The 20,654-nt window shown below is 39.6% G+C and carries 18 protein-coding genes, 1 tRNA gene and 1 pseudogene; 17 read left to right on the top strand and 3 right to left on the bottom strand.

Features of this window, described 5'->3' with window-relative positions; all coding sequences use genetic code 11:
• From JBF11_RS05215 to JBF11_RS05170, 10 genes are all read left to right on the top strand, one after another.
• Window positions 1-465, top strand: coding sequence for a YkgJ family cysteine cluster protein (locus JBF11_RS05215; protein WP_334314450.1), 465 nt, complete (start codon window positions 1-3; stop codon window positions 463-465).
• Between the two features lie 21 nt (window positions 466-486).
• On the top strand, window positions 487-1,668 hold the full coding sequence (locus tag JBF11_RS05210) for a J domain-containing protein (RefSeq protein WP_334314449.1): 1,182 nt from the start codon (window positions 487-489) through the stop codon (window positions 1,666-1,668).
• An 8-nt stretch (window positions 1,669-1,676) separates the two neighbouring features.
• Window positions 1,677-2,354 (top strand): adenylate kinase, encoded by a 678-nt coding sequence (locus JBF11_RS05205; protein ID WP_334314448.1) that lies wholly within the window; start codon window positions 1,677-1,679, stop codon window positions 2,352-2,354.
• 67 nt (window positions 2,355-2,421) lie between these two features.
• On the top strand, window positions 2,422-2,982 hold the full coding sequence (locus JBF11_RS05200; RefSeq protein WP_334314447.1) for a cysteine hydrolase family protein: 561 nt from the start codon (window positions 2,422-2,424) through the stop codon (window positions 2,980-2,982).
• An 88-nt stretch (window positions 2,983-3,070) separates the two neighbouring features.
• The gene (locus JBF11_RS05195; RefSeq protein ID WP_334314446.1) at window positions 3,071-4,519 is read left to right on the top strand and encodes a sigma-54 dependent transcriptional regulator; all 1,449 of its coding nucleotides are present in this window, start codon (window positions 3,071-3,073) and stop codon (window positions 4,517-4,519) included.
• A gap of 14 nt (window positions 4,520-4,533) precedes the next feature.
• Entirely contained in the window at window positions 4,534-6,468 is a 1,935-nt protein-coding gene (locus tag JBF11_RS05190; RefSeq protein WP_334314445.1) for an aconitate hydratase, read from the top strand.
• A gap of 14 nt (window positions 6,469-6,482) precedes the next feature.
• Window positions 6,483-8,351, top strand: coding sequence for a SurA N-terminal domain-containing protein (locus tag JBF11_RS05185; RefSeq protein ID WP_334314444.1), 1,869 nt, complete (start codon window positions 6,483-6,485; stop codon window positions 8,349-8,351).
• A gap of 108 nt (window positions 8,352-8,459) precedes the next feature.
• Complete coding sequence (locus JBF11_RS05180) at window positions 8,460-8,855, top strand: cytochrome c3 family protein (protein ID WP_334314443.1); 396 nt, start codon at window positions 8,460-8,462, stop codon at window positions 8,853-8,855.
• A 64-nt stretch (window positions 8,856-8,919) separates the two neighbouring features.
• A complete protein-coding gene (locus JBF11_RS05175; protein ID WP_334314442.1) occupies window positions 8,920-10,599 on the top strand; it encodes an AAA family ATPase in 1,680 nt (559 codons plus the stop codon).
• Window positions 10,600-10,689: 90 nt separating this feature from the next.
• Window positions 10,690-10,766: transfer RNA gene (locus tag JBF11_RS05170), tRNA-Arg, on the top strand.
• 1,073 nt (window positions 10,767-11,839) lie between these two features.
• Here the strand turns inward: JBF11_RS05170 and JBF11_RS05165 are convergent.
• Window positions 11,840-12,495, bottom strand: a pseudogene (locus tag JBF11_RS05165) (IS1595 family transposase).
• Here JBF11_RS05165 and JBF11_RS05160 point away from each other — a divergent pair.
• The 7 genes from JBF11_RS05160 to tnpA all read left to right on the top strand — a co-directional run bounded on the left by JBF11_RS05160 (window position 12,422) and on the right by tnpA (window position 19,125).
• Complete coding sequence (locus JBF11_RS05160) at window positions 12,422-13,270, top strand: hypothetical protein (protein ID WP_334316343.1); 849 nt, start codon at window positions 12,422-12,424, stop codon at window positions 13,268-13,270. The pseudogene JBF11_RS05165 and the gene JBF11_RS05160 overlap by 74 nt on opposite strands.
• 8 nt (window positions 13,271-13,278) lie before the next feature.
• Window positions 13,279-14,547 (top strand): CsgG/HfaB family protein, encoded by a 1,269-nt coding sequence (locus tag JBF11_RS05155; RefSeq protein ID WP_334314441.1) that lies wholly within the window; start codon window positions 13,279-13,281, stop codon window positions 14,545-14,547.
• Between the two features lie 9 nt (window positions 14,548-14,556).
• Window positions 14,557-15,912: a DUF6844 domain-containing protein gene (locus JBF11_RS05150; protein WP_334314440.1), complete on the top strand. Its 1,356-nt coding sequence runs from the start codon at window positions 14,557-14,559 to the stop codon at window positions 15,910-15,912.
• A gap of 30 nt (window positions 15,913-15,942) precedes the next feature.
• On the top strand, window positions 15,943-17,391 hold the full coding sequence (locus JBF11_RS05145; RefSeq protein WP_334314439.1) for a COG3014 family protein: 1,449 nt from the start codon (window positions 15,943-15,945) through the stop codon (window positions 17,389-17,391).
• Between the two features lie 13 nt (window positions 17,392-17,404).
• Complete coding sequence (locus JBF11_RS05140) at window positions 17,405-17,878, top strand: DUF1425 domain-containing protein (protein WP_334314438.1); 474 nt, start codon at window positions 17,405-17,407, stop codon at window positions 17,876-17,878.
• A gap of 17 nt (window positions 17,879-17,895) precedes the next feature.
• Window positions 17,896-18,438, top strand: a complete 543-nt coding sequence (locus JBF11_RS05135) for a hypothetical protein (protein WP_334314437.1) — start codon at window positions 17,896-17,898, stop codon at window positions 18,436-18,438.
• A gap of 222 nt (window positions 18,439-18,660) precedes the next feature.
• Window positions 18,661-19,125: an IS200/IS605 family transposase gene (tnpA, locus tag JBF11_RS05130; protein ID WP_334314436.1), complete on the top strand. Its 465-nt coding sequence runs from the start codon at window positions 18,661-18,663 to the stop codon at window positions 19,123-19,125.
• Window positions 19,126-19,422: 297 nt separating this feature from the next.
• Here the strand turns inward: tnpA and JBF11_RS05125 are convergent, their stop codons facing one another.
• Window positions 19,423-19,992: a flavodoxin gene (locus JBF11_RS05125; RefSeq protein WP_334314435.1), complete on the bottom strand. Its 570-nt coding sequence runs from the start codon at window positions 19,990-19,992 to the stop codon at window positions 19,423-19,425.
• A 26-nt stretch (window positions 19,993-20,018) separates the two neighbouring features.
• Window positions 20,019-20,651 (bottom strand): flavodoxin family protein, encoded by a 633-nt coding sequence (locus tag JBF11_RS05120; protein WP_334314434.1) that lies wholly within the window; start codon window positions 20,649-20,651, stop codon window positions 20,019-20,021.
• Between the last annotated feature and the right edge of the window lie 3 nt (window positions 20,652-20,654).

Below are 20,654 nucleotides of genomic sequence, written 5' to 3'. Positions count from 1 at the left end.
ATGTCGGAAAAAAGTTTTTCTTGCCGGCGCTGCGGGCATTGTTGCCATGGACGGGGCGGTATTGTTGTGGGGCAAAGGGATTTGCCGCGTTTGCTTGTTTATTTTAATATGGAAAAAGCAGATTTTTTGGCGCGGTATACGGAAATTTTTGACGGCAAGCCTGTTCTGATCACAGGTGAAGACGATTTTTGCTATTTTTTTGAAGAGGGGCGGGGCTGCACAATTCATGAGGCACGTCCCGATGTTTGCAGGGCTTGGCCGTATTTTCGCGGAAATTTGATTGATGAATTCAGTTTCGCCATGGCGAAAGAGGATTGTCCCGGAATTGTGAAAACCGTTTCGCATGCTTTTTTCGCCCATGACGGCTATGCGTATTTAAAGAACAACGGTTTGCTTTGCAAGGATAAGAGTGTTGACGGGCGCGCATTGATTGTTGATGAAAATGAATTGCCTGAATTGAAGTAAGGGGCGCGGAACAGGGAAAAAATGGCGAAGAACACATTAACATTGCAGGAAGCGTATGCGCTCCTTGACGTTGCGCGGAGTGCGGGTATTGACGAAGTGAAGCAGGCATACCGTAAGCGCGCCTTTGCTTTGCATCCTGATTTGCATCCGGACAATGAAAATGCCGCCATGGAATTTCAGCGTGTGAATGAAGCCTATGTGACTGTCATCACGTATCTGGATAGTCAGGCGAAGAAAAATTCCGCCAAAGCCCAGTTTGTTAATGCCGAAAAAGCAAGAAAATCAAAATTTGAAGAAGAAAAAAGGCAGGCTGAACAAAAAAGGGCTGAAGAAAGAAAGCGTAAGGAAAAAGAACGTGAAGAACGCATTGAGCGCGAACGCAAAGAAATGGAACGCCGCCAAGCCCGTGAAAGGGCAAGGCGCGAAGAGATACGCCGGAAACGCCTGCAGGAAGAAATAGATAAGGAAGAAGCGAGAATAAAAGCGAAACAAGAGGAAGAGCGTTTAAATCTTATTAAAAAATTGGAAGAAAAAGCCCAGGAATTTAAAACACTGATTATCGAACAAATGGAAGAAGTGCGCAAAGAGCGTGAAAGCCAAGCCCATGCGCAGAATCAAAACAAAAATCAGGAACAGGTCCAATATAAAAATCCCAATAATGCGTATAACGCGTTCGGCGTACCTATTTACAATAAATATACAGGAAATTTTGAACAGAAAGTTCATCAGCAGCCGGAAGAAAACGCAAAAGAGGAAAAAGCGGAGGCGAGCACGTCGCAGGATACGGCTTATACCAATGTGAATGCTTCGCGGCAGAACAGCCAGAGCGATCGGAATAAAGAAGAAAAAAGTCAAAAAGATTATTTTACAGAACAAGAAATTTCTGCTAATAAGGAAAACAGTATTCCCCAAGCCATCATCAAGGCGGGTGCCGAACCTTTGGAAGGAATAAAAAAAGGTATTTCTTCCTGGTTTAAAAATCAGATTGATGAGGAGCTGGAATTATTTTTTCCGGCAGCCAAATTGCAGCCCGGAGTGAAAATGCGTTTACAGTTCCGGGTTGGACTGACAAATGAATTGCAAACCGTAGAATTGACTCTGCCAAAAGATTTCGTTCCCGGAAAGCCCATGCGTTTGCGCGGCTTAGGGAAAAAGATCGGAAAATGGCAGGGGGATTTATATTTGAAACTTCAATCAAAGTAGGGAAGCGTATGAATATTCTTATTTTTGGACCGAATGGCAGTGGCAAAGGCACGCAAGGTGCCCTTATTATGGAAAAATACGGTGTCGCCCATATCGAATCCGGCGCGGTTTTCCGTCAGCATGTCGGACAGGGCACCGAATTGGGCAAAAAAGCCAAGGAATATATGGATAGAGGGGAGCTTGTTCCCGATGAAATCACTATTCCTATGATTTTGGAAATTTTGAAAGAAAAAGGCAATAAAGGCTGGCTCTTGGACGGTTTTCCCCGCAATATGGAGCAAGCCCGCAAATTGAAAGAAGCGCTTGATAAAGCCGGCATGCATTTGGATTATGTGGTCGAAATCGTGCTTGCCCGTGAAATTGCCCGTAACCGCATTATGGGACGCAGGCTTTGCAAAAACAACAATAACCACCCTAACAATATCTTTATTGACGCGATCAAGCCGAACGGCGATGTTTGCCGTGTTTGCGGCGGAGAACTTTCCGCACGGGCTGACGACCAAAATGAAGACGCGATCAATAAACGCCATGATATTTATTATAATACGGAAAACGGCACCTTGGCGGCAGCGTATTATTTTAAGGATGTCGCGGAAAAAAGCGCCGGCAAGACCGTGTATATCGCCCTTGAAGGCAGCGGTTCCATTGACAGCATAAAAGATACTCTGCTTGCGCAGCTGAAATAACGAAAAGCCCTTCGCAGGGCTTTTTTTTTGTATCGTTTTTTTATGTTTTTTTGTTGGAGATACGTTTATGAAAAAATATGCGCTTATTATCGTTGATATGCAAAATGATTTTGTTTTGACGGAAAAAACAGCGGTGAAAGGAGCAAAAGCCACAGTTCCCGCCATAAAAAACGCCATGCGGATTTGTCATGAAAAACATATTCCCGTTTTCCATGTTATCCGCGCTTATGATACCAATGGGGATAATGCGGAAATTTTTCGCAAAAGCCTTTTTCAAAAAGGGCAAGGTTTTTGTATCGCAGGAACGGACGGTGCGAAAATCGTGCAGGAACTGGCTCCTTATGCGGAGGACGCGGTTGTCGTAAAACCCCGTTTCAGTGCGTTTTTCGGAACAAATTTGCTGCAGCTACTGAGGGAAAAAAACATCACCCATTTGCTTGTCGCAGGAACGCAGTATCCGAATTGTATCCGTGCAACCGCGGTTGACGCCCTTTGCCATGATTTTCATACGACAGTGCTTACGGATTGCTGTTCCGCCCAGACAGATGAAATTGCAAAAACGAATTGCCGCGATTTGCAAAATATGGGGATCATGTGTCTTGATTTTTCAAAATGCGTTTTAGACTGAATGAAAAAATGCGCCGGAGGCATATTTTGCCGGCTGGAAGCTAAGAGAAAATCTTGCAAGAAATAATTTTTTATACTATATTTTTTCCATGAGCTTAAAACGTGTATTATTTTTGACACCAGCATCTGCTGTAACTCGAATTTTTCCACAACTGCGAAGCGCAGAAATCGAAGCTTCTTTAGCGGAAAATGCTAAAGGAGCGTCTGCTTTTATTGAATCTTCTTCTCCGCAATACATAATCAGCCGTCCGAGCCTGCCCGGATTTAAAGTCGAAGAGCTTTTTGAAGAGGCAAAAAATATTGTTTCCTATCCCCGCATCATTGTTTTGGCTGAAAAAGGCACGCCCGACGAAGCCCGTTATTTCATGGAACTGGGGGCTTTCGACTATTGGACGGATCCGCTTGTTCTTGAAAAATTTTTAGCTTTGCCTGACAATAAAACCCCGGTTCAAAACAAGCAGAGTGAAGTAAAAACGCCCGCTCCGAAAATCGTGGGCAGCAGCCTTGCCATGCGGAGGGTTTTGGCCCTTGCGAAGCAGGTCGCGCCGTCGAAAGCGACTGTTTTGATCAATGGGGAATCCGGAACCGGTAAGGAAATGTTCTCCAAAAATCTGCATGCATGGAGCGACAGGGCGAAGGGACCTTTCATTGCCATAAACTGCGCCGCGCTTCCTGAACATTTGCTTGAAAGCGAACTTTTCGGGCATGAAAAAGGAAGCTTCACAGGAGCGATAGGACGAAAAATCGGCAAATTCGAGCTTGCGAGCGGCGGCACTCTTCTGCTTGACGAAATTTCCGAAATGGAACTGGGGCTGCAGGCGAAACTTTTGCGTGCTTTGCAGGAAGGGGAAATCGACAGAGTCGGCGGAACGGAAACGGTTAAAGTTGATGTGCGCGTTATCGCAACGACCAACAGAAATTTGGAGGATTGGGTTAAAGAGGGAAAATTCCGTCAGGACCTGTATTTTCGTTTAAATGTCATTCCTTTGCGTTTGCCCGCCCTTCGGGAACGCGGCGGCGATGTTGTTGAACTTGCCCAATTCTTTCTTGAAATGTACACAAAAGAGTATGCGCTGCCCCAAACGAAATTTTCACAGGAAGCGCTGCTTTGGCTGAAAAAATATGAATGGCCCGGAAATGTCCGTGAATTGCAAAACCTCATGGAAAGGGCTGTCCTTCTTGCCGCGGGAAAAGACATTGTTTCCGCCCATTTTCTGCTTGATGCCGATAATTGGCCTTTGTTCGAAGAGGATGAATTTGCGGAGCAGGAACAGGGGGATTTTGAAATAACGGAAGAAAATTCGGAAGAGGCTGTTTCTTCCGCTCCGAGCTCTTCAGCAGTTTCTTCGGAGACAAGTGCAGGTGAATTTTCCGGAGCCCTTATGCCGCTGCACGAAGTGGAACGGCTGATGATTAAAAAAGGCTTGGAAGTGACACGCGGAAACAGAACGCAGGCTGCCGAATTGCTGGGAATTTCCGTCAGAACATTGCGTAATAAGCTCAATGAATATAAAAGTATGGGCATTGAAATAGAATAAAGTGAAGGTATCTTGTGAATATTGCTGAAAAAATTATTAAAGCGCACCTTGTCGGCGGTAAAATGGAAACAGGTTCCGAAATTGCATTGCGTGTTGACCAAACCCTTACCCAAGATGCGACAGGCACAATGGCTTGGCTGCAGTTTGAAGCTCTTGGACGTGACAGCGTGCAGACAGAACTTTCCGTTTCCTATGTTGACCATAACACGCTGCAAATGGGTTTTAAAAATCCTGACGATCACCAATTTTTACGAACAGTCGCAGCCCGTTACGGGGCTGTTTATTCCGCTCCCGGCACAGGGATTTGCCATCAGCTGCATCTGGAAAATTTTGCAAAGCCGGCAAAAATTCTCATCGGTTCCGACAGCCATACACCGACGGCGGGCGGTATCGGATGTTTGGCTATGGGGGCGGGGGGCTTATCTGTCGCATTGAGCATGGCGGGCGAGCCGTATACCATTTCCATGCCGCAGATTGTGGAAGTCCGTTTGTCCGGAACGCTGCAAGGTTTTGCCCAAGCAAAAGACATCATTTTGGAATTGCTGCGTTTATTGGGCACGCAAGGCGGTGTGGGTAAAATTTTTGAATATACGGGCGAGGGCGTTGCAAGCTTATCTGTTCCGGAACGCGCAACCATTACAAATATGGGAGCGGAGCTCGGAGCGACTGCGTCCTTGTTCCCTTCTGACAATAGGACAAAAGAATTTTTAAGCAAAATGGGCAGGGAAGACGATTGGATTTTCTTGGAAGCCGACGCCAATGCCCGATATGATGACTGCGTTGAAATCGATTTGACGAAACTCGTTCCTCTTGCCGCAAAACCGCACATGCCCGACAATGTCGTGCCGGTCAGCGAGTTGGCGGGAATGAAGGTTGATCAGGTCGCCATGGGTTCCTGCACCAATTCTTCCTATGCGGATTTGAAGCAAGTTGCCGATATCATGAAAGGAAAATTTGTCGCCCGGCATACGGACACCTGCGTTTCCCCCGGTTCGCGGCAAGTTTTGTCCATGCTTATGGAAGACGGTTCCATGACAAGCCTTCTCGACAGTGGGGTGCGTCTGCTTGAATGTTCATGCGGTCCGTGTATCGGCATGGGCTCTTCCCCGCATAGCGCCGGGGTTTCCGTGCGCACGTTCAACCGCAATTTTGAGGGCAGAAGCGGAACAAAAGATGCGCAGGTCTATTTGGTAAGTCCCGTAACCGCCGCTTACTGCGCTTTAAACGGCTGTTTCACAGACCCGAAAACATGGGGGATTCCTCCTGAAAAGCCGCAGTTTCCGGAATATATTCCGTCTATAAAACATCATTTTTCATATCCTGCGCAGGATGAGGAAGAACGCAAAAAGACGGCTGTCCTGCGGGGACCGAATATTGTCGCTTTGGAAAGTTTCGCTCCTCTCGGCGCAGAACTTCAAGGTGAAGTTGTTTTAAAAGTCGGCGACGGAATCACCACGGACCATATCATGCCAGCAGGTGCGGAAATCACTGCGTTACGTTCCAATATTCCCGTTATTTCCGAATATGTTTTTTCACGTGTCGATGAAAATTTTGTATCGCGCGCAAAAAATATGCGTGACAGCGGCAAATGCGGTTTTATTGTCGCGGGAAAAAATTACGGACAAGGGTCAAGCCGCGAGCATGCGGCTCTTGCTCCGCGTCATTTGGGCATACGGGCTGTCATGGCATTGTCTTTCGCCCGTATCCATAGGGCAAATTTGATTAATTTTGGAATTTTACCCCTTATTTTTGAAAACGCGGAAGATTATGATAACCTTGTGCTTGGGGCGAAAATTCTTGTCAACACATTGGAATTTGATGAAAATAATCGCGCTGCCGCTGAAGTGGAAGGGCTTGGAAAAATCTGTTTCAAACATGATTTGTCCGAACAGGAATTTCAGCTCGTACGTGCAGGCGGATTGTTGAATTTCATAAAAAATAGAAAATAAATAAAGAGGTTACAATGCTTGACGGTATGCGTTCAGGAGCTCATTCCTTTGTGATAAAAATTGCGTTTGGGCTTATTATTCTTGTTTTTATTTTTTGGGGTATCGGAAGCAATACTTCCAATTCCGGAATTGTGGCAAAAGTCAATGGTGAGCCTATTACTATCAATGAATTTCAACAAGCCTACAATCAAATGGCGAATGAAATAAAAAGCGTCATTCCGGATTTGACGGAAGAACAGCTGAAGAGCTTTCAGCTGGAAAACAGGGTGCTTCAAAATGTCATCATCCGGAAATTGTTTTTGTCCGAAGCGAAACGCATCGGGCTTGATGTCAGTGCGAAAGAACTTCGTGATACCTTGATGGCGCTTCCTTTTTTTCACGATGAAAGCGGAAAATTCAGCGCGGAACTTTATGAGCAGCGGTTAAAAGCTTTTGGACAAAGTTCCGCAGTTTTTGAAAATAATCTGCGTTTGGATCTGCTGCCTCAAAAATTCCAAGAAGTTGTGACTGCCGGCGTTTTCGGCGATAAGAACATCGCGCAAAAAATGTTTGCGTTCCAGGGGGAACGGCGCTCTATGGATTATGTCCTCTTCCCCTTCGAGACGGATAAGCAAAATGTGAGCGATGCCGAAGCGAAAGCCGTTTATGAGGAAAGAAAAGAATTGTTTACCGTTCCGGCGCAGGTTTCTTTGGAATTTATCAATTTCACGCCTGCGCTCATGGCGGATGAAAATGCTGTGACGGTTGAGGAGATCAAAGCGTATTATGACGATAACCAAGCGAAATTCAGTGAAGAGGAACAAGTCAAAGCCCGGCATATTTTGCTCATGGCGGAACCTGATGCGCCCAAAAGCGAAAATGACAAAATTCTAAGCCAGATCCAAGATATTGCAGATCAAATAAAAACCGTTGAGGATTTTGCGAAAATGGCACAGCAATACGGACAGGACGGAACGAAAAACTCCGGCGGTGATTTAGGCTGGTTCGGCAAATCCCAGATGGTTCAGGAATTTGCCGATGTCGCTTTTGCTTTGCCTGAAAACACCTTGTCCGAGCCTGTGCGTACGCAGTTCGGGTACCATTTGATTTGGGTCGATGATAAAAAGGAAGGCAGACAAATTCCTTTTGAAGAAGTGAAAGACCGTATCAAACATGATATCGCCGTCGAACGGGTCAATGCAAATCTTGCGCAAACCGTTGACAGCGCCATTGCTGCGATTATGGCAAATGGCAATATGGAAGACGAAGCGAAAAAATATAATTTGAAAGTCACGAAAACGGGTTTTGTCGATATTGCCTCTTTGGCGGATACCTATAACTTAAGGCAAAGCGATGTTGATGCGCTTGTCGCCATGGAAAACGGCAATGTCTGGGACAGCGCCGTCACCTTGAATGATGAGCTCAGCGTTGTGAAACTTGTTGAAAAGAAAGCAAGTTCTGTTCAGCCGTTTGAAGCGGTGAAAGCGGAGATTGCCGCAGAACTGAAAATGAAGAAAGCTCAGGAAAGCGCCAAGGAAAAAGCTTCTCAAGCCGTTTTCGGTTATGATAAAAACGCACCTGAAAATATTAAAACAAGTTCTTTCTTCACCCGTGAAGGACAAGTGGAACATTTAGGACCGCTTCCGGAACTTGCTAAGGAAATTTTCGCGGCAGACGAAAAAACATGGTTAAAGCATGCATATGTCAGCGATGAAGGCGCTGTCGTTGCAAGGCTTAATACCATTAAAAGCGTTGGTGAGGGCGAGTTTGAAAAAATCGCGGACGATGTTTTGTTGAATATGCAGGACGCGCAAAAAAATATGCTGTTTCAAGCCTATATCTTGATGCTGAACCAAGAGGCGAACGTTGATATCCTTATGCCCGAACTTTTTGCAAAACAATAAGGACAAGGCTGAATTACGGTTTCTTATTCCGTTGCTTGACAGTATCGGCAAGCAAGGTTAAGATAATAAAAACTTGGGTTGCTGCTCAAGAAAATAGAGGAGGTTGCTATGAAAAAGATATTGTTGTTATCTTTAAGCGTTCTTGTGGCTGTCGCTCTTGCGATGCCTGCTATCGCAGCTCGTCCTGCTGTTCCTGAAGGACCGATTAAAATGGCTCTTACAGGAAAAAAAACAGTTACCTTCAATCATAATACCCATACTTCAGTTGACTGTGCTGTTTGTCACCATGAAGTCAATGGTGTTGAAAATTTTGGTAAATGTAGTGATGCAGGCTGCCATGACGCTATCGGCGCTAAAGAGAAAGGCAAGAATAGCTATTATCGTATAGCACACGATAAGAAATTGGAAAACAGCTGTATCGGCTGCCATACCAAAGTAGCCGGCACTGATAAGGCTAAGAAGAAGGTTCTTACAAGCTGTAAGGGATCCGCTTGCCATCCTTAATAGTTATTTCCTCGTCACTTGCTTTTGCAGGTGACGAGGGTTTATTTTTTAAATGAGGGAAGCTATGAGTAATGGCATTAAAACAAATTCCGCCGAAGAAATCATTGATTTAACCGATCTTGTCAGTATTGGAAATGGAGCCGGGGAAGCGGACGATACCCCGAAAAATGAAGAAGATGTTCTCGATTCCCTTGTAAACGATTTTGAAAACGATAAAGGCGGCACTTCCGGAAGTGAAACCGCCGGAACTTCTGACGATGCGGAAGAAGTTTTGGATTTGTCAAATTTAGATAATCTTATTAGTTCATACAATTTGGATCTTGGCGAAAACAGCGCAAATAATCAAGATACCGATTTGGATACGAATTTTGATGCGATTTTAAATGATATAAAAAACGATGTTGAAACCGGCGAACCCGGAGAACGTATCGGCACGGCAGAGCCGAATGCGTTGCAGGACAATGAGTTAGAATTAAAAGATTTTGCCGTTTCTGAAGATTTTGATACCGATGCCATTCCCTCCTTGGAAGATATGGATTTTCCTTCCCTGGAAAAGGATGAAGATGAAATAGATTTACTGACAAAAGATATTATAGACGGCACGGACCGTGAACCTGCAAATATTGCTGATAATGCGGCTGTGCAGTCTCAAAGTGCGGGCAATGGGCAGCCGAAAAACGCTTTTTCTGAAATGCTGGAAGATGAGCTGGGTCAAAATGATGTGATTGACTTATCAAAAGAAGATGAATTTTCCCTTGACGGCTTATCACAATCTTCTTTAGGGGCGGGTATACCGGAAACCCCGCAAAACAAACCGCAGGCTAAGAAGACGCCGGCTGCACGGCAAAACGCTTCATTGGCAGCTGATGATGAAGAGTTTAAAAGCGATATGGCGGAAGAAGCGGAAGAAATTGACGACAGCGAATTTGACAATATTTTGAATGAATTGTCTTTGGAGCATGAAACGGATGAAGAGGTTGTCCCCTTTGCCCATGAAGCTTCTTCTGACACAATGCCTATCCATTTGAAAGGGGATATACGTTTCTTGGAAACCCCGAAAAATGGGCAAGATCATAATGATGATATAAATCTTGTTCAGTCCGCGTCAAAAGTTTTGGCTTCCGATGAAGCCTATTTGGAAAAATTTGACGGAGAGGATGATTCTGTCGGCGCAAGGATAAAAAGTTTGTCAACCCAAATGGTTTCTTTGGAACATAGGTTGATCGGCTCTGATTCAAAATGGCAGGATTACGGTCTTGAGCTTAATTATAGGATAAGCGGGCTTGAAACCAAAATCACCGAATTGGAAGTTGCGATTAAAGAAGATTTTGCAGATATACGTTCTGAAATCGGCGCTGTTTCCCGGCCTGCTGAAAGCAATGGGCAGCAGGATACGGAAGCGCTCGCACAATTGACGGATAAAATCCGGGCTATTGAAACAAAAATCGCGACACTTGACGATATTTTCTCTGAACAAAAAATGCTTAATGACGAACTTGCGAAGAATTTGGACAGCCTTATGGAACGTGTTGATTTCGCAAGTGCGGCAAGCCCCGAACGTTCGGAACCGTCTGAAATTTCTGGCGGGGTTCAAGTCTTGGAAGAAAAAATCGCTTTTCTTGAAAGCGAACTTGCCGGTGCGCAAGCCAAAATTTTCGATTTGGAAACAAATATTGAAAAAACCGCAAGCCTTGCCGCTGCGAAAGTGCTGCGCGAGGAAATTATTCCTTTACTTGGCAAATAAATTGTATTAAAAGGGTAAACATTGCCGAATGACGGTTTATGCTTCTTATTTCGGATGATGTCCGCAGCTGCCTTGAAAATAATCAGAATTGTCTCTGTAGCTCAGTAGGATAGAGCGTTCGCCTCCTAAGCGAAAGGTCGTGGGTTCGAATCTCGCCAGGGACACCATTTTAAAATTATACATAAATTAAAATGGTTATAAGAAAAAACTTAACTTATAACTATTTTTTTATTTTTGGATTAAAACTTAAATAAGTTTTTTGTTTAAAAAAGTCTACTAAAATTGAACAGGTTTCTAGATTGATTTAGATGAAAGAATAGTTGAACAAAATTGAGTAATAATTTAATAACAATTTGTATTTATTAAATATTTAAACATTTAAAATCTGTTCGTTATTTGACTTTTCTTAATATAATAGAAATATTCGACATAAAAAGTTTGGTCACAACATTTATAATAAGATGTGTTATTATAGCAATTATCTCAATTTGATTGAGAGTAAATGGAGTGAGCTTATTACCGTTTTTATTTCAGGAAAATGTGCAGTCCAAATATGTGTGCTATTTCATGGTTAGGTAACAAATTATAAAGATTTTGCTTAGGTTAAGATGCACCTAACTTGGTAATACTGTTATTAGGTTTTAGGATAGAAGCACACCCATTTTGTGATATATGGAATTGGGCTACTTTACGTAATAAAAACAAAATGATAATCAATTATAGGCAGGGTTACAGGGAGGGGGTAAAAGCATAATCTTGAGTGATAAGAGTTGGTATTAAGGCTTGTAGGGCGTCACATAAAAGAACTTATCAATGGTGGGGATTAGGAAAATTTAGCGGGTGTAGAGAGAAAATTATCCCAATGGATTAAAGAATATTCTTTAGAATAGTTTCATTTTACCTTAGGTTGGAAAATAAATTAAGTACTTACTCAAATTAAAATACTTTTTTAAAAGTTGCTTGACGAATAGGGGGGCATTATTCTAATGTGAAATTTCTGTATATGAAAAAATGTTTTTTATTAGTTAGATAAAAAAGGATTTTTATTTAATCTTATTAATTTTTTGTATACATGCCTATTATAAATGTTGCATAATTTAAAATTAATAATAAGAATTTTTTATTATGGAAGATTGTTATGGTGAGGAGAATACAATTAAAAAACATATATTTTATTTAAGGAGAGGGTATGAAGAGGGTTATTAGTTTTGTATTTATGTTTCTTTTTGGCTCTAGACCATCACTTTTTGTTTCTGAAGTAAAGTTGTTCCATAAAAACAGCAAAATTTTCATTTCTGAGGTTAAATCTACATTCACATTCTTTTAAATGCAATATAAATTTTTCATCCGTCAGACCATTGAATTTCGCCAATCGTTTTTTAGCAAAACTCCAGAAGCTTTCTATGCCGTTCACATGAGATTTTCCCCGCACAAATTCGTTTTCATGGTGGAATACCTATAATGGGTGTAACCATTCAAAATAAGACCGTCATAGGCTTTCCAGCCTTCTGTATGGATAGTTGAGCCTTCGAGGATTTTACCCTGAATTATAGGCATTAATTCTTCTTTGGAACAGCGTGGAACTATGCTGACAAAAACTTTTCCCTCACGCTTCAGCACTCCAAAAACAGGAGTCTTGCCGGCAGCTCCGCGTCCTCGCTTGCCTCTCACTCTTTTGGCTCCGAAATAGCTTTCGTCAAGTTCAAATATTCCAAGCTCTTTTTGATGTTTTTGAATACTGTCTTCAAGAATTAACTCACGAAATTCTGTAAAATAATTGTTAACAGTTTTACTATTTAACTTTAATAATTCACTTGTTGCAGTGGCAGTTAAATCCATTGAAAAACAGTTAATAATTTTTTTTATTTTATACTTACTTAATCTATTGAATTTCATTATTATTAACCATAATATCGAAAAAGATAATGGTCAAGAGCCTCTTTTTTTTGCGGTGGGCAGTGTGAATGCTGAAGTGCTTGCAAAATATAGAATTGCTGTATCTGATTTAATTGTCAGTGATTTAGTTCCTGCAAAACAAGCAGAACTAGTTAAAAATTCAAGTTTAATTGCAGATATTGAAAATGCAATACGAAATGGAAGAAAGTTTGAGCTTCTAACTAGACGCAGTGCGGCGTTGGAAGCAATAAGAAAAGAACAAGAATTTGCTTCAAGTGAATATGCTGCAGGTGATGCCGCTGCGACAGGAAATATTTCTAATGCTCAATCGTTAGTGCAAGTTGAAGTTTTACAATTTAATTTTGGGCGTTCTTCTTCAAAGGTTCCTAATATACAAAATAAATTTAAAGTAAATGATTATTGCTCAATAGAGCTTTCAGTACAAATAATTGATACAGAACGTGGAGCTGTTGTTGCTTCTTTTCCGATAAAAGCATCTTCTACTATTGTTTCTGTATCTAATCAAGATATTTGGATTAATAGAGGGAATGATTCTGGTATGAAACTTGGGGAAGTATTTGAAGTTTTTGAGCCCGGTGAGGAATTAATTGATCCTGCAACCGGAGAGAATTTAGGTTCAACTGAAACCTTGATTGGTAAGGTAAAAGTTGTACGGATTAATCCAAAAGCTAGTGTTGTGCATATGGTTAATGGAAATGCCACTTCTGTAAGCACAGGTTATATTTTAAGACGCCCTGTAAAGTCCTCTAAATAGGTCCAGCTATGAAAAAAATACAACTTATTATATGTATATATTGTGCCTTTTGGGCATTTTCTTATGAGTGCAATGCCTCAGGAATAAAAGAAAGAACTGTAGAAATAACTGGTACGGGAAAAAATAAGGAAGAAGCTGTTCAAAAAGCACTTATTGAAGCTTTGGCACAAGTTACTGGTGTTTATATTGACTCACAACAATTAAGTCAGGCCTTAGTAAGTTTTTCTTCACAAGATAGTCTTGAAGGTAATGAAAAAAGTAGCATTCGTGAAAATTCTTTTGATGAGAAGCAAGTAAATCAAATTTATTCTAAAGCTAAAGGATATATCCGTTCATATTCTATTTTAAGTGAACGTGAATCCGCTGTACGTACTGGTAATATTGATGTTACAATTTCTGCTGTTGTAAATTATTATGAATCAGAAAAGTCCGTTGAAAGAAAAAAAATTGCAGTTATGCTTTTTCAAGTACTGGATAAAAATAATCCTTATGAGTTACAGTTTATTGAGGAATTAAATCAAGGTATTGTAAGTTTTCTAACTCAAACAAGAAATTATGCAATTTTGGATAGGGATTATTTAAAAGATAAATATGCAGAGTTTGAGCTTTTACAAGGTGATGATGTAAAAGCAGAAGAACGGACACGAGTGGGTAATTCTGTTGGTGCAGATTATATTTTAGTGGGATCAATTACAAATTTTAATGCTAAAGTAAAAAAAGAAAAAGTTCCTTATTTGAATAAAGAAGCTTTAATGGTGACTGGAATCTCTTCTATTTCATGGCGATTAATTAATGTACCAACAGGTATGATTATGGCTTCTGGTGTACATGATGAAAAATTTGAGGAACGTATTAATTCAGAAATTGATTTTGATTGGATAGCAAAATTGGCTCGTCCTGCTGGTGAGAAAATAGGCACAAAAATAAGTGATATTACGTTTCCAATATTAGTGTTATCTCATGATAATGGAATATTGACACTTGCAAGAGGCGGGGATTCTATTCGAGTTGGGCAACAATATAATCTTATTCAATATGGAAAAGTTCTTATGAACCCATATACAAATGAGGCAATAGCTAAAGATGAAATTGTAATCGGTAAGGTAGAAATTATAGATGTTGCACCTAAGTTTTCACATGCAAAAATTTTACACTCTAATGTGGAACTTACTATAGTTAATACCAATCAATATATTGTAAGGCTCATTGATGCTCAACATGGTCAAAATAATAAAAAAGAAAAAAATAAAGTGAAAACAATGCAACCAAATTGGTAGGAGACTGAAATGAATAAATTTATATTAAGTAGTTATATTTGTGTATTGGTGCTTTTGGGAGCTTCTTTTGTTTACGCAGAAGAACAGGCTTCTATGAAAAATATAGCTATAGAAACAAACTCTGCAGTACAAGCACAAGAACTTGTGAAAAAAACAGTTCAAAGACCTGAGGTTGAATTAGTTTCAGATATTAATAATTATATTAATACAAATAAGTTAAAAACTAATGGGCGACAAATTTTTTATGGTATTGTAAGGATTAATAAAGAAATTTCACATCCTGACTATGCCCGGTATAGAGTTTTAGCGTATGAAGAAGCTTATTTACAAGCTTTATCAAAATTTTTTCGTTCTGTAGCAATAACGTATAAAAGCGAAACGTTACAAAAAGTATTTGCCGATAATAGTTCTAACCGTGAAGATTTTGATAAAGAGTTAGCAAGTGAACAAAGTTCATTTGTATCACTTATTGATAAAATTATGGCTCTTACAGGTGCAAAATTAGATGCTGCGTTAAAAGAATTAGGTATCGACCCCGTACAATTTAATGCTTCTCCTGCTGATCAAAAGAAAGTATTGCTTAGTAATCAAATGGTCACGAAGTCCGTACAAAGATTTTCAAAAAGTTTAGGTGGGATTACAACGATACAGACATTTTTTAGGAATAATGAAGAAGGTTTTGGGGCTGTTGGTGTTATTATTGTGTATTCTCCAAAAATTGAAAGTGTGGCGGATGCATTTAAAATGGGTAAGAAACCAGCAATGTTACAATTAGGTAAACCGTTAAAAGAGCTTCTTCCATTGGATAATAATGAAAAACTATATAACATGTTAGGTTCACGTTTACTCATTGATGATAACGGTCCAGTTTTAGTAGCTTTTGGACAATGGGCGAATTCTTCTGTAAGTGAAGATGATACATTGCTTGCAGAATATAGAGATGCTGCTTTTGAACAAGCAAGGGATATTGCTTATAAAGAAATTTCAACTTTTCTTAATCAAAGTTTTACTTCTGAAATTGAAACAGAACGTGGTAAAATTTTAGAAGAATATGTGGTTAAAGAAGGCAAAACAGGAATGATTGAAAAAGCAAAAGAAGAAGCCCTTATAGATAAAATGTATAAACAAGCACAAGCTCGTACAAGTTCTTATTTACAAGGAGCACAGATTTTGCAAGAATGGATTTATGAAACTCCAGAAGGGCATGAGGTTGTTGGGGTAATTATGACGTATAGTTTTGACAATATTCAAAATGCAAAATCAGTTTTTGATGAAAAAACTGATTTTAATGGTAAAGAAAACAAAAAACAGTATGATTCTTCCTATTCTGAAGGCGCTGTATCAATGGATTTAAATGCTTTTTAATTTTAAAACAGTATATATGTGAGGTTTGGTATGCAGTTAAAATGTTTTTTATTATTTGTTATGATATTAGGCTTGTCTGCTTGTGCAGGAAAAAGTGATCGTTTGGGTTTAGTTGAAAATGAAGCAACAAAAACTTATGCTGAAGCCTATGCTCCAGCAAGAACTGCTCTTCAAGAAGGTAAAGCAGAAGAGTTAATTAATAAAATTGAATCCAAATATTATACAGAAGATGGTAATAAAAAATCTCGTGATGAAATTATTGAGGAATTAGTGAAAAATAATAGTGAGTTATCTATTCTTGAACGGGGGCTACTCATATTAAATGCCGGTGATTTTGAACGTGCTTTATTGTATTTTGATGCTGGTGAAATGAAGATGGAACAATGCGAAGCAGAAAGTGGCATGTATAAATTGGGGGCTACCATTTCTAAAGGCGGAATAGCAACACTTTTTGGCTCTGAAGAAGTAAATGATTATGTTTTACGTGGTTATGAAAAAGTTATGTTGCTAAATTATAAGGCGTTATGTTATATGCTCCTAGGTGATAGAAAAGCCTATAACGTAACAAGACGGGCTATTGAAAAACAACAAGAAGAATGGGAAAAGTTTAAAGAACTTCTCGTAGAATTTGAAGAAAAGCAAGCTAAACAGGCTGATAATCAAAAAAAGATTGCTAGTGAAGTAAATGTAGATAATCGTGATGAAGAAATAAAGAAAAAAGCTGAACTTGTTCCAAATGCATATGTTAATCCTTTTGGGGATTATATGGATGCACTGTTGTTAGAATTAGATGGTATTGATGATAAAAGCATTCGTGATAATTCCATTATTGCCTATAAAAAAGTATTAGAAAATAATAAGGATTGTGGAACTGCAAAAACTGCTATTAAAGAAGTTCGTCGAGGTGTTCCTAAAGGTAAAAAGCTTGTTCATATAATTTTAGCTGACGGTTTTTCTCCTGAACGCAAAGAAAGCGTACAAGGTTATCAAATTGATAAATTAAAAGCAGTTGTAAATTTTGCTACAGCAACACCTATTCCAAGTAATGTGGCAGGTGCAAAAGTTATTTATACTGGAGGAAACCAAACATTTTCTTCTTTGAGTAAAATGGAATCCATTATTTTAAGAGATGATCAAGATCGTTTGCCTTTTAGAACTGCCATGGTTACTCTAGCTTTGTTACGGTCGGGAACTGCAAGTGCTTTTTTAGGTGATTTAGGTGTCAATATTGCAGCAACTCTTCAAAGACCAGATACTCGTTCTTGGTTAACTTTGCCTAATAAAGTAATTGTTGCACGTTTCTATGTTCCTAATAAGACAAAAAATGTAACGATTCAAACTTATGACGAGAAAAAGAGAATTATGGCACAATATGCCGTAGATATCGCTGAATTAGGTCCAACCGTTGTATATGCTGTAAGTTATGAAAATCAATTAAAGGCTTTTGCAAATAAGCAGTCTTGGATTACGAATAAATAAAGGAAAAATATTTATGAAAATTAAATTCATTGCTTTTCTATTTGTAACTTTTGTTTTATCTGCTTGTGCGCAAACAAATAATGCGGTAACTGCTCTTGAACCCATTGTTTTAGAAGATAGATCTCACCCTCTCATTACAATTATTTATGGTAGTGAGGTTGAATATAATGCCGTAAAGGTAATGGATAGGCAATTAGATGCAACAGGAAATTTACCTCGTGTTATAGTACGATTAAAAAATGTTATTCCTAATAAAGTTCCTTTTGAGTATCAATGCTCATGGGAAGATGAATTTGGTGCACCACTTATCACAAGTTCTGCATGGCAACGAATAACCTTACCTCAAAATGGAGAAAAAGTTATTGTTGATATGGGTAAGTCCATAAAAGCGAAGAAGGTCACTGTACATTTCCGCTTTGCACAAGATGTACAAATTTGGGTACCAACTCCAGATCCCTCAACAATGAATACTAATCAAACAATGTAATTTTAAAGGAGAATTGTATGAAAAAAATATTAAGACTTTCTTTTGCTTTTGTTGTATTGATTTTTGCAAGTGCTTGTACTCAATCAGGTTATAATGCTTCAAATTCGCCTGCTTATCAAGGAAGAAATACTTCTATTTCCATTGTAGATTCTTCTGAAAGAATTAAATTGGATACAAAAATCAGTCTTTCTGATATTATTGCTTTTGCTGAAAACTTAACCAATAAGATGTTGCAGTCTCCAGCTTTTATAAATCAAAAACGTCTTCCTCGCATTGTTGTTGCTGATATTCGTCAAAATACCCATGACGAGAATTTGAGAGTACAAGATATTCATGATAGGATAATTGAAGTATTATTCAATTCAGGACAAGTACGGGTCTTAGATACAACAGCAACAAGTTTTGATTATATTATGCAATCAGAAATTACCGATATTATCACCCGTGCTCCTGATGGGCAAAAACTTGTTGATTACACAATGAAAATTAAAATATTTGATCTTAACGGTGAGCTTAAAGGACAATGGTCAGATGATTTGTCTTTGTTCAAAAATAGGTAAAATGTAGCTAATAATATATTGTTACTATATGTGCAATGAATATATATTGGGAAAATATAAAACAAAAATGGGCAGCTGCCCATTTTTGTTTTTTTGTGCGCTTTAGCTCAAAAAAACCACCAGCTAAGCTGGTGGAATAAAAATCTTTAGATACAAGCCTGTCCTCCTTTGGTATGTTTCGATGTGTTCGTCAATCATAACATCAAAGGAGGACAGTGTCTTATGCAAGACAGTCAAAGTTTATCTCATACAAAATGGAATTGCAAATATCATATTGTGTTTGCTCCCAAATTTAGGCGTCAGGCAATATATTTAAAATTAGAAGAAGATATTGGAAAAATTCTTCGGCAGCTTTGCGAGCAAAAGAAAGTTTCAATAATAGAAGCGACGGCATGCATTGACTATGTACATATGCTTGTGTCCATTCCGCCCAACCTGAGCGTATCGGCATTTATGGGGTATCTGAAAGGAAAAAGTTCTTTGATGATATTTGATAGACATGCAACTCTGAAATATAGATACGGAAACAGGCATTTCTGGTGCAGGTGCTATTATGTTGATACAGTAGGACGCAATAGAGAAAAAATAGCGGAATACATTCGAAATCAATTGAATGAAGATATAATCAATGACCAAATGACGTTCAAAGAATACTTTGACCCATTTACGGGCAGTAAGAATAATTAAGGCAATGGTGAGCTACTTTAGTAGCAGCTTGTGAATGTAATGCGATTGGCGAACACTTCAAAACGCCTTTAGGCGTAAGCCAGTAATATGCCCTTACAGGGCTGGAGAAAACCACCGGCTTAGCCGGTGGTTTTTATTGGTATAAAATAAATTTGTTCGATTAGGCTGGAGCATTTACAATAATTGATTCAAATAAAACGTTTTGAAAGGTAAGGGGAAAAACTTTGGAAAAATTTATCCTCTGAAAGTTTATAATTTTATAGCTTAACTTCCTAATGTCATTAGGGAATGTTTTAGTTATTCTATTTGCTTGAGCCAGTCCTTTATTTCATCGTCGGTATGGGAGTTGCCGTCGCCGAAAATCACAAGAGGTTTGAGTACATTCGCTCCTTTGGAAAGTTTTGTCATATCCTCATGAATGGTGTATTCTCCGCCCCCGCCGTGGGTAATGAAAGGGACAATTGTTTTTCCTGCGAAGTCATTGCTGGTGATGAATGTTTTTACCGCAGGCGCCATTTCATGCCACCATGCAGGCGTACCGATAAAGATGATATCGTATTGGGAAACATCACCATTGTCTTTCAATGGCGGCAGCGTGCCTTCTTCGTGTTGTTTTTTGGCAATTCCATAAGCGGTTTCATTGTAATCGGCAGGATAGGGCGTTAGTGTTTCAATTCTGAACATATCTCCGCCTGTTTGTGATTGAATTTTTTCAGCAATATGTTTCGTGTTTCCGCCCCATGAGAAATAGGCGATGAGCAGTTTACTGCCGTTCATATTTTCTCCTTGATTGGTTTGGACTGCCGCAAAAGCAGCACCTGTGAGAAAGAGCTGCAATGCCAGAAAAAGAAAGAGGATTTTTTTCATAGGAGTTTCCTTTTATGTTATTTTTGTCAGCGAATGAAATTGGTAAAAATGACGTGTTCCTGTTTTGGAGGGATAACCCCGGCTTTTTGGGCAGCTTCTTTGCATTTTAAATGATATGCCATATTACGGGCTAAAATCCGCATGTTTTGCATGCCCTCTTCGTCTTTTTTCACTTCTTCAGGATTCGCTCCATGTACCATATTCCAATATCTTCCTGAAATAATAGGCATTTGGTTGATTTGAAAATACTTGTTGAGTTGGTCAAGTGTTGCTGTCGTGCCGGCGCGGCGTGCGGAAACAATGGCGCTTGCAGGTTTGTGGATAAAAGAATTATGTCCTGACATGAAGTCAACAAAAAACGCTCTGTCTAAAAATGATGCGATAACGCCTGCCGCAGAACCGTAATGCACGGGAGAGCCGATAATATATCCTTCAAAATTCCTTGCATATTCAACAAAATCATTGACGTTGTCGCTGATGACGCAATGACCGATTTTTGCACATGCGCGGCAAGCTCTGCAAGGGGCGATCGGTTCTTTGCCGATAAAATAAATTTCTGCGCCGATTCCTTCTTGTTCAAGTGTCGCGGCGATTTCACATAATGCGGTGTAGGTGCAGCCTTTTTCATTGGGTGAACCATTAATGAGCAATACGTTCATGGT

Source organism: Taurinivorans muris, from assembly GCF_025232395.1.
In the GTDB taxonomy this organism is placed as follows: Bacteria; Desulfobacterota; Desulfovibrionia; order Desulfovibrionales; family Desulfovibrionaceae; genus Taurinivorans; species Taurinivorans muris.
This window is presented reverse-complemented; position numbering and strand designations above follow the sequence as displayed.